A 16658-nucleotide genomic window follows, 5' to 3' on the forward strand; every position below is an offset into this window, starting at 1 on the left:
CGCATGCTCATCGACGGCAAGCTCGTCGACGCCGAGACAGGCCGCCAGTTCGACAACATCAACCCGGCGACCGAAGAGGTGCTCGGCGGCACCGCCGACGGCACCCGCGCCGACATGGAACGTGCCGTGGCCGCCGCCCGGCATGCGTTCGATAACACCGACTGGTCGCGCGACGGCGAGGCCAGGGCCGCCGGCCTGCGCCAACTGCAGGCCGCGCTGGAGGCCGAGCGGGAGGAGATCCGCAGCGAGCTGATCGCCGAAGCCGGCTGCCCGCTGCTGAGCACCTTCGGACCTCAGCTCGACGTGCCGCTCAAGGAAGCGCTCACCTGGCCGGCCGACATGATCAGCGAATTCTCCTGGAGCCGGCCCCTTCCCGACAAAGACGCGTTCGGCATGGGCACTCTCGCCGCCCGCGAGGTGTGGAAGGAACCCATCGGGGTGGTCGGTGTCGTCACCCCGTGGAACTTCCCGTTCGAGATCATCCTGAACAAGATCGGGCCGATCCTGGCCATGGGCAACACGATGGTGCTCAAGCCCGCACCCGATACGCCCTGGAACGCCACCCGCATCGGCCGGATCATCGCCGAGCAGACCGACATCCCCCCGGGGGTGATCAACATCGTCACCTCCTCCGACCATCTCGTCGGCGAGGTGCTGTCGACCTCACCACTGGTCGACATGGTCGCGTTCACCGGTTCGACCGCGACCGGCAGGCGCATCATGAAAGCCGCCGCCGACACGGTGAAGCCGACGTTCCTGGAACTCGGCGGCAAGTCGGTGTACCTGGTGCTCGACGACGACGGAGACCTCAGCGCGTCGATCGGCGGGAGCGCGTTCATCTCGATGCACGCCGGGCAGGGATGCGCGATGCCGACCCGCCTGCTGGTGCCGAACTCCCGCTACGACGAAGCCGTCGAGATCGTCAAGGTCGCGATGGAGAAGAACAAGTACGGCGATCCCACCGACCCGTCGGTGCTGCAGGGTCCACAGGTGTCCAGACGCCAGCAGGACCGCGTGATGGGCTACATCGAGAAGGGCAAGCAGGAAGGCGCTCGACTGGTCCTCGGCGGCAACATCCCCAGTCACCTGCCGAAGGGCTTCTTTGTCGAGCCGACGATCTTCGCCGACGTGGACAACCGCATGACCATCGCCCAGGAGGAGATCTTCGGTCCGGTGTTGTCCGTCATCGGTTTCGATGACGACGACGACGCGGTGCGCATCGCCAACGACTCCATCTACGGGCTGTCCGGCGTGGTGTTCGCCAACGACCTCGACCGGGCCAAGTCCGTCGCAAGCCGGATCCGCACCGGGACCCTCGGTATCAACGGTGGCATCTGGTACGGCGCCGACGCTCCGTTCGGCGGTTACAAGCAGTCCGGAATCGGCCGGCAGTGTGGCATCGAGGGTCTCGAGATCTTCACCGAGACAAAGACTGTCGGCTGGCCGAAGGAGTCGTAGATGAAGACCAGAGCTGCCGTACTGCGCGGAGTCGGGGTCGACTGGGAGGTCACCGACGTCGAGCTCGATCCGCCCCATGCGGGTGAGGTGCTCGTCAAGATGGCCTACGCCGGGATCTGCCACTCAGACGAGCACTTCTACACCGGTGACAGCGTCCCCAGCGCGGAGATGGAAGAGATGATGCGGGCAGCCGGCGTGCCGGTACCCGAATGGTTCCCGATGCTCGGTGGCCACGAGGGTGCGGGCATCGTCGAGGAGGTCGGCCCGGAGGTTCACACCCTCAAACCCGGTGACCACGTAGCCATTTCGTTTCTCCCGGCCTGCGGTAGCTGCCGCTGGTGCGCGACCGGACACACCTACCTCTGCGATGTGGGCGCCGACCTCTACAGCAAGTCCATGACCACCGACCACACCTGCCGCCGTCACGTGGACGGCGAGGACCTGATGGCGATGATGCAGGTCGGCACCTTCAGCGAGTACGTCGTCGCATCGGAACGGTCGCTGGTCAAGATCAATGAGTGGATCCCGCTGGAGGCGGCGTCGCTGGTCTCCTGCGGCGTCACAACGGGTTTCGGCTCGGGCTCGGTGGCCGCGGGCACCGAGGCCGGTGACACCGTGGTCGTCATCGGTGTCGGCGGAATCGGCATGAACGCCGTCCAGGGCGCGAAGGCCGCCGGCGCCAAGCACATCGTGGCCGTCGATCCCAACGAGTTCAAGCGCCAGATCGCGCCGAACTTCGGGGCGACCCACACCGCCGCCGATGCCGGAGCGGCACTGGAGTTGGTCAAGGAGATCACCTGGGGCGTGATGGCCGACCGGGTGGTGCTCACACCGGGCGTGGTTCCTGCCGATCTGATCCTGATGGCGATGCTGCTGTTACGCAAGGGCGGGACCTGCGTGCTGACCGGAATGGCGAAGATCAGCGATCTCACGGTCCCGCTGAGCCTGCCCGACATGGTCAGCTCCTGCAAGACCCTCAAAGGGGTGCTCTACGGCGAGATGAATCCCCGCGACGCGATGCCGAAACTGCTCTCGATGTACGAGGCGGGCACCATCAAACTCGACGAGCTCGTCACCCAGAAGTACAAACTGGACGATATCAACGAGGCGATGCGAGATCTGCGTGCCGGCAACAACATCCGCGGTGTGATCGCCTTCGGCTGACCGCCGGGCCGTGCTGGGCGCGGCATCAGCCGGTCGTTCGCGGCCAGCCCCTCAGTGCCGTATCGGCGACGGCGTGCAGCGCGGCGCGGTCCGCCCCGCTTCGGGCCTGGATCGCGATCCCCTGACATACGGCGGCGATCCAGCGCGCCAGCACCGAGGTGTCGACATCAGGGAGCTCGCCGGCGGCAACCGCCCTGTCGAAGCGCTCCGCGAGCCGGTGCACCGTCTCGTCGCGGAACTCGGCGAGGCCCGGTCCGTCGCCGACGGTCAGGCAGCCGTGGATGTCGCCGCTGACGGTGTCGGCCGCCCCGTGCACCATCGCCTCGGCGACCTCGCGAGCGGTCGAGCGGGTCATCGCCTCGACCGTGTAGGCGCTCGGGCCGGCGAGGTAGCGCCGCAGGCTGCGGCGGAACAGTTCGTTCTTCGACCCGAACTCGGCGTAGATGCCGCGGCGGTTCACCCCGGTCGCGGCGCTCACATCGGAGATCGAGACCCCGTCGAACCCGCGTTGCCAGAACAACTTCATTGCCGCGTCCTCGACGGTTTCGGGGTCGAACTCCCGGGGACGGCCTACCGTCATACCCAACCGCCCTTCTGTGATGCCGGTCATATCAGGAATGTCTGACCGGCTCCGGGTGCTTGACCCCAGCGTACTTAGTAACAACACGGTTCGTAATTACTGGAGGAGCGGCACATGAGCACGACACCACTGGCGGGACGGCGGGCACTGGTCACCGGAGGTTCGCGAGGGATCGGCGCGGGGATCGTGCGGCGGCTGGCCGCCGACGGTGCCGCCGTGGCGTTCACGTACTCGGCATCGCCGACGGCCGCCGACGCGCTGGTCGAGGAACTGACCGCGACCGGCGCCAAGGTGGTCGCCATCCAGGCGGACGCGGCCGATCGCGAGCAGAACCTCGCCGCCGTCGAGCAGGCGGTCGCCGAACTCGGGGGCCTCGACGTGGTGGTCAACAACGCCGGCGTCGGCTACTTCGCGCCGTTCGACGAGTTCCCCGACGAGGAGTTCGAACGCCTGGTCGCGATCAACATCGGCGGTATGTACTGGACCACCCGCGGGGCGATCAAACACCTGGGCAAGGACGCGCGGATCATCAACATCGGCAGCATCAACGCCGACCGGATCCCCGGCCCCGGTCTGGCGGTATACGGCATGACCAAGGGCGCGGTGGCTTCGTTCACCCGGGGCCTGGCACGTGATCTCGGCCCGCGCGGCATCACCGTGAACAACGTCCAGCCCGGCCCCATCGACACCGATGCGAATCCCGCTCAGGGTGACTTCGCCGAGAGCCTCAAGCAGGTCACCGCCCAGGGCCGCTACGGCAGCACCGGTGATGTCGCGGCGCTGGTCGCCTTCCTGGCCGGGCCGGAGTCCGGCTACATCACCGGGGCCCACCTCAACATCGACGGCGGATTCACGGTCTGACGATCCCCGGAACCCGGGTCGCCGAGGAGTCCTCATGGTCGAGATGATGCCCACCGCTCACCGTTTCGTGATGGCGATCGTGGTTGTGCTCTCAGCCGCCATGGCCGCCGCATGCGCCCCGGCCGTTGCCTCGCCAATCGCTCTGCCTCCGGTCGGTGGCGCACCGGACTATCAACTGGGCGCCGCGTATCCGCCGAGTCCGCAGGTCACGATCGTGGCGCGGGACCGCACAGCGGCACCACCCGAGGGCACCTACGCGATCTGCTACGTCAACGCCTTCCAGACCCAGCCCGGGGAGATCGGGTTCTGGCCGCCGGAAGTCCTGCTGCGGAACGCCGACGGGTCACTTACACGCGACCCGGACTGGCCCGAGGAGGTGCTCCTGGACACGCGCACGCCTGAACAGCGCGACGCGATCCGCGGCGTGGTCAACGGATGGATCCGCGGCTGCGCCGAAAAGGGCTACAACGCCGTCGAATTCGACAACATCGACAGCTACACGCGGGTGGACGTCCTGCGGCGCGCGGATGCGGTGGCGCTGGCGCGCGACCTGACGTCGTTCGCCCACAGTGTCGGCCTCGCCACGGCGCAGAAGAACGCCGCCGAGGACGCGCCTGCACTGCGTGCGGCCGGATTCGACTTCGCCGTCGCCGAAGAGTGCGCCGCCTACGACGAATGCTCCAGCTATACCGGTGTCTACGGCAATCACGTGGTGGCGATCGAGTACACCGACAACCTCCCCCAGCCATTCATCCGGATGTGCGCGGGCCCCGACCACGTGCGCTCGACAGTTCTGCGCGACCGCGACCTCGTCGCACCATCTGAGCCGGGGTACCACTTCGAGCTGTGCCCCTGAACCGGACCGGCGAGACAGCCGGCGCAGCTCACACCGCTGAACCCTTCACGTCGAGGACATCTTCCACTCGGTCGTCGCGGCCGGCGAGCCGGTCGTCCCACACCTGAAGCACCTCCGGCGCGGTCCGCGGCGTCACCAGGCTGACCACCACGTACACGATCAGGCTGGCGGCCAGCCCGTAATAGATCGGCTCGTTGGCGAGAACGTCGCCGACGACGAACATCGTGCCGAGGGTGACCACGGTGCCGACGCCCATCGACCACAGCGCGGCGATGCCGGTGGCCCGCTTCCACACGAACCCGCCGAGGATCGCGACCAGCAACCCGCCGACAAGGATGTCGTAGGCGATGGTCAGCGCCGCCACCACGTCGTTCAGCAGCGCCGCGATCACGATCACGGCGATGCCCAGCACCACGACGTACATCCGGTCCGAATGCACGTCCCGTTCGGCGTCCTCATCTACGGCCGGACGGCCGATCAGCCTGAGCAGCAACGGTTTCACATCGGTGCGCGCGACCGTAGCGGTCGCGATCAACGCACCGGAGGCGGTGGACATCATCGCCGCGACCGCCGCCGCGAGAACCAGGCCGCTGACGCCGACCGGCAGGATGCTTTCCGCGATCTGGGCGTACACATCATCTTTCGCCTCGACGTCGGGCAGGAACGTCGACGCCGCCATCCCGATCACCGCACCGGCCACTCCGTAGAAGAGGCAGTACACCGCCGCGGCGGTGCCACCCCATTTCGCCACCCCCGGCGAGCGCGCGGTGAACACCCGCTGCCAGATGTCCTGGCCGATCAACATGCCGAAGCTGTACACGACGAAGAACGTGATGATCGTCGGCATCCCGATCGCGCCGAGGTCGAATACGGCGTCGCCGGCGCGTTCCCGGATTCCCTCGAAGCCACCGGCTTTCGACAGCGTGAACGGCAGCATCAGGGCGAAGATGCCGATCGTCTTGAGCAGGAACTGCACCATGTCGGTCAGCGTGATCGACCACATGCCCCCGATCGACGAGTACAGCATCACGATCACGCCGCCGATGATCACCGACACCGTCCGGTTGGTGCCGAACAGCACGTTGAACACCGTGGCGTACGCGATCGTCGAGGTCACCGACAACATCAAGGTGTAGGCGACCATCACGAGCCCGGACGCCGATGTCGCATCGACGCCGTAACGCAGCCGCAGCATCTGCGCGACCGTGTACACCCGCAGCCGCTGAATCCGGCCGGCGAAGAACAGGCTCAGCGCGAGCAGCCCGACCGCGATCGCGACCACCAGCCACATCCCGGACAGGCCGTACTGGTAACCGAGGCCGACGCCGCCGACGGTGGACGCGCCGCCGAGGACGACGGCCGCCATGGTGCCGGTGTAGAGCGTCGGTCCGAGCCGCCGCCCGGCGACCAGGAAGTCGGCGGAGTCCTTGGTTCTGGTCTTGCCCCAGAATCCGAACGCCAGCATGGCGGCCAGATAGACGACGATGATGACGATGTCGAGCGGCTTGCCCATGGCTGGGCCTCCTGTCTCAGGTGGGTGCAAACATCCGCAGCACTGCGGGCAGGACGACCACGGCAGGGCCGCGGGTCGTGAACGTGCCGGCGATTGCTTCACCGACTCCCTCAAGCGTCACCCGCTGCGCGGGGACGCCGAAACTCGCTGCCAGAGCGGCAAAATCGGGCCTGGTCAGTTCGGTGGCAGTGGCCTCGCCGAACGTCGCGGTCATGTACTCGCGCAGGATTCCGTAGCCGCCGTCGTCGACGATCAACCACGTGACGTCCGCATCGTGCTGGCGGGCGGTGGCCAACTCGGCGATCGAGTACATCGCGCCGCCGTCCCCGGTCACCGCCAGGGTCCGCTCACCGGCGCCGATGGCCGCGGCCAGCGCCGCCGGGAACGCGAAACCGAGTCCGCCCGCGCCTTGGGCCGAGTGGAACTGCCCGTCCTGCGGGTCCCACGCCGACCAGGCCCAGTACCCGGCGATCGTCATATCCCAGAAGGTCTGTGCCGCAGCGGGAACCGCGGCGCGCAGATCGGCCATCAACGCCAGTTCGGCCCCGAGGTCTTGTCCGGCGAGCCGTGTCTCGACCGCCCGGCGCAGCCCGGTCGCCGTCTGGGCTCCGTCGCCGGGCCGCCCGGTGACCTTGTCCGCCAACGCGGTCAGAGCGAGTGCGGCGTCGGCGTGGATCGCCAGCGCCGGATGGTTGGCCTCCAGCACCCGATGTTCGGCGTCGACGTGGATCACCCGGCCCTTCGGCGCGAACGTGAAGTAGTTCGACGTGACCTCACCCATCGCGGTACCGACGGCCAGCAGCACATCGGCGTCGGAGAGCAGGTCGGTGGTGTGGCGGTCCTCGATCCACGACGCCGCCGACAGCGGATGGGAGAACGCGAGGCCCCCCTTGCCCCCGACCGTCGAAACCACCGGCGCATCCAGCAGTTCCGCCAGCCGCATCAACGCCTCGCGCCCACCTGCGGACCGCCGCACTCCCCCGCCGGCCAGGATCACCGGCCGTCGCGCACCGTCGAGAAGCGCGGCCGCCGCGTCGATCAACTCGGTCCGCGGCGCGCGCTGTGCCACCGAGGTGACCACCGAGGTCACCGGCGGCACCGAGGTCGGCTCCTCCAGCACGTCCTGCGGGATCTCCACCCACACCGGTCCCGCCGGTGCGGACTGCGCCAGCGACCACGCGTCGGCCAGCAGTGACGGAATCTCACCGGAGTTCCGTGCCACCGCAGTACTTTTCGTGACATTACGGGCGCTGCGCGGCTGATCGTCGAGTTGGTGCAGCATGCCGCGGCGCAAGCCCATGCCGGCGCGGGGCACCTGACTGGCGATCACCAGCAGCGGCACCCCGGTCGCGTACGCCTCCTGCAGCGCCCCCAGCGCAGTCAGCGCGCCGGGCCCGGTCGACAGGAACAGCACCCCGACCTCACCGGTGGCCCGGGCGTACCCGTCGGCGCCGAACGCCGAGTTGTTCTCCACCCGCGAGCTGACGAACGTCAGCTCGCTGCGCCGGATCGCGTCGAACAGCGCCAGCGCGTTCTGCCCGGGGATGCCGAAGACATGCGAAACGCTCAGCAGCCCAAGCATTTCGACGACGACGTCGCCCCCATTGCGGGTCATACCGTGGCTTCCCCGCGCGCATCCTCGTGCTTCAGCGCCAGCAGCGACACCAGGTCGTACGCGACGTGCGAGGCCGCAACACCGGTGATCTCGGCGTGGTCATAGGCCGGTGACACCTCGACGACGTCGGCGCCGATCAGGTTCAACCCGCGGAAGCCGCGCACGATCTCCAGTAGTTCGCGGCTGGTCATGCCGCCGGCCTCGGGGGTGCCGGTGCCGGGCGCGTGCGCCGGGTCGAGCACGTCGATGTCGATCGACACGTACACCGGGCGGTCGCCGAGCCGGTCCCGCAGCTTGTCGACGATCTCCCGCACGCCCTGGTAGTAGACATCCGAGGAGGTGACGATGCCGAAACCGAAACGGCGATCGTCTTCGAGGTCCTTCTTGCCGTACAGCGGTCCCCGCGTGCCGACGTGCGACAGCGCCTCGGTGTCGAGGAGGCCCTCCTCGACGGCGCGGCGAAACGGGGTGCCGTGGGTGTACTCGGCACCGAAGTAGGTGTCCCAGGTGTCCAGGTGCGCATCGAAGTGCACCAGTGCGACGGGCCCGTGCTTGGCGTGCGCGGCACGCAGCAGCGGAAGCGCGATGGTGTGGTCGCCGCCGATGGTGACCAGCGACGTGCCGTCGCGGGTCAGGTCGATCGCCGCGGCCTCAAGGGTTTCGATGGCCTCGTGGATGTTGAACGGGTTCACCGCGATATCGCCGGCGTCGACGACCTGCGCGATCTCGAATGGCGACACGTCGAGTGCCGGGTTGTACGGTCGCAGCAGGCGGGAGGACTCCCGCACGTGGGTCGGCCCGAAGCGTGCCCCGGGCCGGTAGGACACCCCGGAGTCGAACGGCACGCCGACCACCGCGACGTCGGCGCGCGGCACCTGATCGAGACGCGGCAGCCGGGCGAACGTGGCCGGTCCCGCGAATCGCGGCGTCTTCGACGCATCCACCGGTCCGATGGGCTGGCTCATGCACTCACTTCCTCTGTTCTCGTCAGATCGCCGTCGACCGACGTGATCGGGATACCCGCGGCAGGTCCGGTCGGAACGACACGAGAGCCGTCGGGTCCGTACGCGTCCCGCGCCTCGGGGAAGGCGAACAGCAGCACCGGGTACAACACCGCCGCCACGCCGAGGCCGACCGGGATCGACAGATCGATGCCGTCGGCGAGATTGCCCAGGGGGCCGACGAATTGGCCGGGCAAGTTGACGAAGCACAACGACAACGCCGCCGCCACCAGCCAGGCGGCCAAACCGCGGAAGTTCCAGCCGTGGGCGAACCAGTACCGTCCACCGCGCTGCCTGCGGTTGAAGACCTGCAACGAGTCCGAGTCGTACCAGCCGCGGCGCACCAGCCAGCCGACCATCATCACCACCATCCACGGGGCCGTACACGTGACGATCAGCACGGCGAACGTCGAGATGCTCTGCACCACGTTGAACGCGAAGCGCCCGATGAAGATGAACACGATCGCCAGCGCACCGATGAAGACGGTTGCCTGCACGCGGCTGAATCGCGGGAACACACTGGAGAAGTCGAGTCCCGTCCCGTACAGCGCGGTGGTGCCGGTCGACATACCGCCGATCAACCCGATCAGGCACACCGGCACGAAGTACCACCCCGGCGAGACCGCGAGCAGGCCGCCGATGTAGTTGCCCTCGTCGACGAACTGCGGCGCGTTGGTCGCCACCACGGCGGCGGTCACCAAACCGAACAGGAACGGCACCAGAGTCGCGAGTTGCGCACAGAACGCCGCAGCCATCGGCTTCCACGGTGCTGTCTCGCGCGGAATGTAGCGCGCCCAATCCCCCAGGAAGGCACCGAAACTCACCGGATTGGACATCACGATCAGCATCGCCCCGACGAACGACGGCCAGTACAGCGCGTTGGTCTCGGCGTCGGCGCCCGGGCCGAAGATGCCGGCGTACCCGGGATCGAAGGTACCTCCGAACGCGAAGATGCCGAGCAGGAACAGCACGGTAGCCGCGACGACGGCAATCTTGTCGACCAGCAACATGAATCGGAAGCCGTAGATGCAGACCACCAGGACCAGCAGGGCGAAGATCCCGTATGCGATGCCCACCGCGACATCCCCGGCGGGGAGCCCGACCGCGCGGTTGGCTCCGCCGACAAGCACATCGCCGGACGTCCACACCGAGATCGAGAAGAATGCGACGGCGGTCAGCAGCGACAGGAAGGACCCGACGACGCGGCCGTGCACCCCGAGGTGCGCTGACGAGGACACCGCGTTGTTGGTGCCGTTGCGCGGGCCGAACAGTGCCATCGGCGCCAGGATCGCCGCGCCGAGGACGACACCGAGCAAAGTGGCGATCAGCGCGTCACGGAACGACAGCCCGAAGATGATCGGGAAGCTGCCCAGCACCACCGTCGCGATCGTGTTGGCGCCGCCGAACGTCAGCCGGAAGAGATCGAGCGGCCCGGCGGTGCGTTCGGCGTCCCGGATCGGCTCGACTCCGTGCGTCTCGATCTGGGTGACCTTCGGTGGGGTCGCGGCGCCCATGGCGTCCTCCAGCGGCTCAAGGTGTGGTGCGCATCACCGTAAGACCGCAGTGCGGGGCTACGCAATCGATTCGTTCGTTACTGCGATGTTTCCAATCACGATATGTCCCATTCCGATGGACATACTGTTCATAATGTGATAAATAGCCGCGTTGAGACTGTCGATTCGACGAGTCGCTCCGGCTGAAAAATCTAGGCCCGATTTCCCAGGAGACTGTGTGGACGAGCTCGATGAGGCCATCGTGGAGCTGCTCGAGGTCGACGGCAGGCTCACCCACCGCGAGATCGCCGATCGCGTCGGGCTCTCCCGATCGGCCGCGGCGGCCCGGATTCAACGACTGATCGCCAGCGGCCAGGTGGTCATCCGCGGCGCCGTACACCCGGCAGTCCTGGGTCGTCCGGTCGCCGCCCATGTCAGCGTCGCCGTGGACGGGCCCGCCCGGCCCGTCGCGACCGAGCTCGCACGCCGCGATGACGTGCCTTTCCTGTCCCTGACCAGCGGACCGCAGGGGCTGGTCGCGGAGCTGCGTTCGACGACCGCCCGCGATGTCGATCGCGCGGTGTCCGAAGTGCGGGCGCTGCCCGGGGTCTCCGGAATCGACACCCTGACCTATGTGGAGGTCATGCGCGACGTGATCGGGCCCGTCGGTGACGTCCGCACCGACATCGACGACACCGACCGCGCGCTGCTCGCCGCCCTCCAGCAGGACGGCCGGGCCTCCTATGTGGAACTCGCCGAACGCGTCGGGCTGTCCGCCGCCGGTGCCCGCCGGAGGGTGGTGCGGCTCCTCGAGGAGCATGTGGTGCGCATCGGCGCGGTGGTGCGGCATTCGGGTCAGGACCGGCAGAGCGCGATGGGGTTCGGGTTGCGGCTGGCGGGTGCTCACGACGACGTGGTCGCGGCGCTGACGGCGATGCCTGCCGTCATCTTCGTCGCGCGCACCCTCGGCCGTTTCGACGTGCTGGCGACGGTGCGGGCGTTCTCGTCGGCGCAGCTGGTCGAAGTCCTCGACACGGTGCGGGCGCTGCCCGGGGTGCGCACGCTCGACAGTTGGAGCCACCTCGACGTAGTCAAGGAGAGCTACGCGTCCGGGCTTGCGGTCAGCCCTTGACCTCCAGCACCCGCTTGCGCAGACCCTTGGTCGCGGTGTCCATCAGACCCTTGGCGCCCTTCTTGATCAGAAAGCCGGGTAGCGGGGCCTTCAGGTCGACCATCAGCTCGAGCGACACCCGGGTGTGGTCGCCCTCGGGCGTCAGCGTGTACCTCGCCTCCTGCGCGCGCTGCTGGTCGGAGCTCACCAGCGTCCACCCCACCCCGTCGTCGTACACGTGGTAGTCGAGGATCTGGTCGTCGCTGACGCCGACGATCTTGACGACCTGCCGTGACCTTTTCGGCCGGCCCTCGTCGTCACGCTCCAGGATCTCGACCTCTTGATGCGCCGACGACCATTCGGTCAGGGATTCCAGATCGTAGAGCACGGCGAGGATCTCGTCGGGCGTCGCCTCGATCACGATCTCGCGGTTTTCGGTGATGGCCATGCCGTGTAGTTGCCGCGTTCAGCCCGTTCGAAACTGGACCGACATCTCGTCGATGCGGTGCAGTGCGAGCGACAGCACCGGCAGGTAGGCCGGCGCCCATACCGGGGCGCTCATCCAGACCCGGGAACCGTCGTCGAGTGGCTCCACCCCGTGCCGGGTCGCGGGCACCCCGGCGACGTTCCACGCCCACGTCCGGCCCTGGTCGAGCTCGGAGATCATGAACGGCAGCGGGACCCCCAGCGGCGTCCAGACCCGGCCGGTGGCACCCAACTCGAAAGCGGCACCGTCGAGTTCGGCCTTGTTGACGGTCAGTCCCCAGCGTGGCCACGCCTCCAGATCCGTCAGGATCTGCCACACGGTGTCCGCGGGGGCTTGCAGGGTCCTGTCCACCGTCCACATGGCGGTGCATATACCCCGCAGGTGAGCTACCCGAAACGCGCGTGCAGGTCGGGCAGGAACGCCGCCAGGTGGTTCATCTCCTGCGCGCAGTGCACCAGTAGATCCCGCGGGTCGGGCAGCTGCCGCGCTGCGACGGGTCGAACCATGCTGTTGGCGAACAGGTTTCCGTGTCGCACCCCGACATACGGACCCCCGATCCAGAAGCGCGACCGCATCTCGGCCCCGTCGGGCGTCGGGCGGATCTGGTGGACGAACCAGCCGATGTCCACCGGTGTCTCCGAGGAGCCGATCCGCGCGCACACCGCCACCGACTCACCGAGCCGGTCGCTCGGCAGCCCCAGCGTGTCGGGCCTGACGAACCGGATCGCCGCCTTCACGTACGCCGAGCCGAGGTACTCCTCGATCAGTGAGGTCCGGCCGGCGTAGTGCCCGTCGCCGCCGCCGTCGGACCAGCGCGCCGACGCGTGTGCGCGGGGGTGCCACAGCTTGTAGCGGCGGGTGTCGCTGCCGTGCCAACCGAACCACCAGTCCCACATGTGCGGGGTCACGCCCGGCATATCGGTGCGCACCGACACCTGGAATGCGCCGTTGGGCAGCCGCCCGTACCCGGTCTCGGTCTGCTGGTAGCCGTCGTCGAGAAGCTCAGCGGCACTGTCGAATCCGAGTAGCACCTGGTCGGCCTGCGGGCCGTGGTGCAGCGCGTCGACGACGTGCCCCGGCAGCGTCGCCATCTGTGGTTCGAAGAACTCACCCCACGGGGTTCTCGCGTCGTCGCCGCGGTATCCGAGGTAGGTACGCGCGGCCATCACACCCGTCCCATCCAGCTGTGGAAGCGGCCATTCGGGTCGTATGCGGCGCGGACACGGTCGAGCTTGGCCATCGCCTCGGCGCTGGCGAACGGGGCGGGGCGACGACCGAGGTTCTCGTCGGCGAGCTGGATCCCGCTCTGCAGGTGCTCCATCGCCGCCATGCTGGATCGTGCCCAGTCCCCGTAGATTTCGTCGTCGGCCGGGTCATCCCACACCCCGTAGCACGCGAGGTAGATCTCGTCTTCGAGGCTGTAGGCCATGTCCTGGCGTTGCGGCGACGGACCCCAGTTCAGCCACAGGAAGTGCGACGGGTGCGGCGGCATGGATTCCAGCGTCTTGGTGATACCGGGCATCAGCTCGTCGGCCGACGCGGAGGTCCAAATGTTGTCGGCGGTGTAGCGGTGCCCGTCGGGGTAGTTGCTCATGATGCCCGCGTACCAGGTCTCCAAGTCGGCCGGCGCGTACGGCACCGCGGCGATCGCCTTGTCCCGCACCGGGCAGGTCTCCAGCAGCGCGAGTGCATTGATCGCGTCCTGTTCGGTGTCGGCGAAAACCGGTGAGGCGAAGACGATTCCGGGGGTCTGCAGGCCCATGCCGGGCACCGACCGCGACGCCGCGATTTGCAGCTCCACCTTGCGGTCCACCTCGGCGCTGATCGACCGGGCCCAGGGGTAGATCTCGTCGGCGATTTCCATCGGATAGACGTAGAGGCTGCTGCCGCAGATCTGTGGGCGCCTGTAGAGCTTGAGGTGGAACGCCGTCACCGCGGCGAAGAATCCCGGGCCGGAACCTCTTGCGGCCCAATAGAGGTCGGCGTGGTTGTCGGCGTCGATGTGGAGTTGCTCGCCGTCGGCGGTGACCACGTCGAGGCCGAGGACGCTCTCACAGGCAGGGCCCAGCACCCGGCTGTTCCAGCCGTAGCCGCCCTGCAGCAGGTAGCCGCCGATGCACACGCCCTTGCAGTGCCCGGCCGGGAAGAACAGCCCCTGCTCCCACAGCAGCCCGGCCAGCACGCTGCCGCCCATCCCGGGCCCGACGACGGCGGTCCCGGCCTCGACGTCGACCTCGCACCGGTTGAGATCATGGACGTCGAGGAGCACGCCGCCGTCGCGGATGTGGTTACCCGCCCAGCTGTGCCCGCCGGAGCGGATGCCGATCTTGAGGTCGCGCGCGGTCGCATACTGCACGGTGGCGACGACGTCGTCGGCGTCGGCGGCCTGAATGACCAGATCGGGGTAGCGCTCGGGGGTACGGGCGTTCCAGACGGTGCGGGAACGCGCCTGTTCGTAGCCGGGGTCGTCACGGAAGAAATGCCGGTGCGGTAGATCCATCTCACCCTCCATGAGATTCGGATAGCGGATCTTGTCGGTCCGTACTTCGGATCAATATAGTGACGGGGTGGCTGCGACGGAGCGGAACGCACAAGTTGACGTCGGCGGAAATCGCGAAGACGGCCTGCAGGTTCTGCGCCGGGCCGCGGCAGCGCTCGACGAGATCGCGACCGCGCCGGGGCGACTGCGGCTGGTCGACATCGGCGCCAACCTCGGCCTGGCCAAATCGACGGCCCGGCGGTTGATGGTGGCGCTGGTCGACATCGGGTTCGCCGCGGTGGACGACACCGGCCGTTACCGGCCCGGGGACCGGCTGCTGGGGCTCGCCAGCGCGGACGGGTCGAACCTCGCAGTGCGGTTCCGCCCGGTGATCGAGCAGGTGGCCCGCGCGACCGGGGAGACGGTCGACCTGTCGGTGCTGCGCGGCAGGCAGATGTGGTTCATCGACCAGGTCGAATCGGCGCACCGGCTGCGCGCGGTCTCAGCGGTCGGGGGCCGGTTCCCGCTGCACGACACCGCCAACGGCAAGGCTGCGCTGGCACTGCTCGACGACAACGAGGTGCCCGGAGAGCTGCTGGCCGAGATTCAGGAGGTGCGCCGGACCGGGATCGGCTACGACCGCGACGAGCACACCGTCGGCATCTCGGCGGCGAGCGTCGCCGCGCGGCTGACCACAGGACACATCGTCGCGGTCTCGGTGCCCGCGCCGACCGAACGCTTCCGGGCCAACGAGGCCGTCATCGTCGACGCGCTGCGGGCGGCGGCGGCCGGGCTGCACGACGCCATCTGAAGTCAACCCGGCCGCATAACTTCACTTAGCCATTTAAGTGAAGTTATCCTGGGCTGGTGACTTCACTTCGGCCCATCGCCTACGAGGACGTTCGATGGGAGCCGGACGGTGGACGGCACTCGGGCGGGGCACACCCCAGGTACGGCATCTATCACCCGGCCGTTCCTGCCGGCATCGCCGACGTGGTTCTCGACCTGCCGTCGTCAGTGTTGGCAGATGCGGAGGCGGCCAGCCGCGAGATCGCTCGGTTCGACGCCGAACTCGGCGGTGAGATCGCACCGTTTGCCGCCGTACTGCTGCGGTCGGAATCCGCCGCCAGTTCGCAGATCGAAAATCTGACCGCATCAGCACGAGCGATCGGCGAGGCCGAGTTGCCCGGGGTCAAGGCCAAGCGCAACGCAGAGACGATCGTCGCCAATACCGCTGCCATGCAGGCAGCTGTCGCTCTGTCTGACGTCGTCGATGCTGATGCCATCCTGGCGATGCACCGCGCGTTGATGATCAACGATCCACGCCGCACCCCAGGAGAGTTCCGCATCGAGCCTGTGTGGATCGGCGGCGGTTCCACCCCGGTCGGCGCGACATTTGTCGGCCCACGCCATGAGCTCATCCCCGACGCGATCGCCGACCTGCTCGCGTTCGTGCGGCGTACCGACGTTCCCACGCTGCCGCAGATTGCGGTGGGGCACGCCCAGTTCGAGACCATCCACCCCTTTACCGACGGCAACGGGCGCACGGGCCGGGCTCTGGTGCAAGCGCTGCTGCGCAACAAAGGGCTCACACGACAGTTCACGGTGCCGGTCTCCGCCGGCCTGCTGGCTGACACCGATGCCTACTTCGCCGCGTTGACGAGCTACCGCGACGGCGATGCCGCACCGATTGTCGAACGCTTCTCCGAGGCCACCGTTCTGGCTATCGCCAACGGACGAGAACTGGTCGCCGAGCTCCGCGATATCCGAGAGGCCTGGAACGGTGCGATCACTGCACGGTCCGACTCCGCGGTCTGGAAGGTCGCCGATTTGTTGACCCGTCGTCCGGTCGTGAACGCCGCGCTACTGGCACAGGAGTTGGGCATCGAGTCCACCAACGCCCACCGCTACCTCAACCCGCTCACCGAGGCCGGAATCCTTATCGAGACCACCAACGGGCCCCGCAACCGAGTGTGGCGTTCCCCCGAAGTGCTTGCCGCCCTGGACGCATTCGCCGCGCGCGCCGGCCGGCGACGCTGA

The 16658-nt window shown here is 68.0% G+C and carries 16 protein-coding genes; 7 read left to right on the top strand and 9 right to left on the bottom strand.

Features of this window, described 5'->3' with window-relative positions; translation table 11 throughout:
- The first annotated feature begins 3 nt into the window (after positions 1–3).
- Together BST38_RS16025 and BST38_RS16030 are read left to right on the top strand one after the other, a co-directional pair.
- Positions 4–1458, top strand: coding sequence for an aldehyde dehydrogenase family protein (locus tag BST38_RS16025; protein WP_083144417.1), 1455 nt, complete (start codon positions 4–6; stop codon positions 1456–1458).
- Positions 1459–2622 carry an NDMA-dependent alcohol dehydrogenase gene (locus BST38_RS16030; RefSeq protein ID WP_083144327.1) on the top strand — a complete coding sequence of 388 codons (1164 nt, stop codon included), beginning with the start codon at positions 1459–1461 and terminating at the stop codon, positions 2620–2622.
- Between the two features lie 25 nt (positions 2623–2647).
- Here BST38_RS16030 and BST38_RS16035 read toward each other — a convergent pair whose 3' ends face one another.
- Positions 2648–3202: a TetR/AcrR family transcriptional regulator gene (locus BST38_RS16035; protein WP_083144328.1), complete on the bottom strand. Its 555-nt coding sequence runs from the start codon at positions 3200–3202 to the stop codon at positions 2648–2650.
- A 114-nt stretch (positions 3203–3316) separates the two neighbouring features.
- Between BST38_RS16035 and BST38_RS16040 the strand changes: the two genes are divergently transcribed.
- Positions 3317–4063, top strand: coding sequence for an SDR family NAD(P)-dependent oxidoreductase (locus BST38_RS16040; RefSeq protein ID WP_083144329.1), 747 nt, complete (start codon positions 3317–3319; stop codon positions 4061–4063).
- A gap of 34 nt (positions 4064–4097) precedes the next feature.
- Positions 4098–4919: an endo alpha-1,4 polygalactosaminidase gene (locus tag BST38_RS16045; RefSeq protein ID WP_237160818.1), complete on the top strand. Its 822-nt coding sequence runs from the start codon at positions 4098–4100 to the stop codon at positions 4917–4919.
- A gap of 28 nt (positions 4920–4947) precedes the next feature.
- Here BST38_RS16045 and BST38_RS16050 read toward each other — a convergent pair whose 3' ends face one another.
- The 4 genes from BST38_RS16050 to BST38_RS16065 are packed head-to-tail and all read right to left on the bottom strand — an operon-like array spanning position 4948 to position 10562.
- Positions 4948–6432: a sodium:solute symporter family protein gene (locus tag BST38_RS16050; RefSeq protein WP_083144330.1), complete on the bottom strand. Its 1485-nt coding sequence runs from the start codon at positions 6430–6432 to the stop codon at positions 4948–4950.
- Between the two features lie 16 nt (positions 6433–6448).
- Complete coding sequence (locus BST38_RS16055) at positions 6449–8047, bottom strand: thiamine pyrophosphate-binding protein (protein ID WP_083144331.1); 1599 nt, start codon at positions 8045–8047, stop codon at positions 6449–6451.
- Positions 8044–9012, bottom strand: coding sequence for an agmatinase (gene speB / locus BST38_RS16060; protein ID WP_083144332.1), 969 nt, complete (start codon positions 9010–9012; stop codon positions 8044–8046). Before speB ends, BST38_RS16055 begins: the two co-directional genes overlap by 4 nt.
- Positions 9009–10562: a purine-cytosine permease family protein gene (locus BST38_RS16065; protein WP_083144333.1), complete on the bottom strand. Its 1554-nt coding sequence runs from the start codon at positions 10560–10562 to the stop codon at positions 9009–9011. The genes speB and BST38_RS16065 overlap by 4 nt, the downstream gene beginning before the upstream one ends.
- 217 nt (positions 10563–10779) lie before the next feature.
- On the opposite strand from BST38_RS16065, the gene BST38_RS16070 reads away from it, so the two are divergent.
- Positions 10780–11673, top strand: a complete 894-nt coding sequence (locus tag BST38_RS16070; protein ID WP_083144334.1) for an Lrp/AsnC family transcriptional regulator — start codon at positions 10780–10782, stop codon at positions 11671–11673.
- Here the strand turns inward: BST38_RS16070 and BST38_RS16075 are convergent.
- The 4 genes from BST38_RS16075 to BST38_RS16090 are packed head-to-tail and all read right to left on the bottom strand — an operon-like array spanning position 11663 to position 14639.
- Positions 11663–12100 (bottom strand): SRPBCC family protein, encoded by a 438-nt coding sequence (locus BST38_RS16075; protein WP_083144335.1) that lies wholly within the window; start codon positions 12098–12100, stop codon positions 11663–11665. The two genes, BST38_RS16070 and BST38_RS16075, sit on opposite strands and share 11 nt — an antisense overlap.
- A gap of 18 nt (positions 12101–12118) precedes the next feature.
- Complete coding sequence (locus BST38_RS16080) at positions 12119–12499, bottom strand: SRPBCC family protein (RefSeq protein WP_083144336.1); 381 nt, start codon at positions 12497–12499, stop codon at positions 12119–12121.
- A 26-nt stretch (positions 12500–12525) separates the two neighbouring features.
- The gene (locus tag BST38_RS16085; protein ID WP_083144337.1) at positions 12526–13305 is read right to left on the bottom strand and encodes a DAPG hydrolase family protein; all 780 of its coding nucleotides are present in this window, start codon (positions 13303–13305) and stop codon (positions 12526–12528) included.
- A complete protein-coding gene (locus tag BST38_RS16090) occupies positions 13305–14639 on the bottom strand; it encodes an FAD-binding oxidoreductase (RefSeq protein ID WP_083144419.1) in 1335 nt (444 codons plus the stop codon). The genes BST38_RS16085 and BST38_RS16090 overlap by 1 nt, the downstream gene beginning before the upstream one ends.
- A gap of 67 nt (positions 14640–14706) precedes the next feature.
- Here BST38_RS16090 and BST38_RS16095 point away from each other — a divergent pair, with 67 nt between their 5' ends.
- Both BST38_RS16095 and BST38_RS16100 read left to right on the top strand, forming a co-directional pair.
- A complete protein-coding gene (locus BST38_RS16095) occupies positions 14707–15429 on the top strand; it encodes an IclR family transcriptional regulator (protein ID WP_083144338.1) in 723 nt (240 codons plus the stop codon).
- A 56-nt stretch (positions 15430–15485) separates the two neighbouring features.
- Positions 15486–16658: a Fic family protein gene (locus tag BST38_RS16100; RefSeq protein ID WP_083144339.1), complete on the top strand. Its 1173-nt coding sequence runs from the start codon at positions 15486–15488 to the stop codon at positions 16656–16658.

The organism is Mycolicibacterium parafortuitum, from assembly GCF_002086815.1.
In the GTDB taxonomy this organism is placed as follows: Bacteria; Actinomycetota; Actinomycetes; order Mycobacteriales; family Mycobacteriaceae; genus Mycobacterium; species Mycobacterium parafortuitum.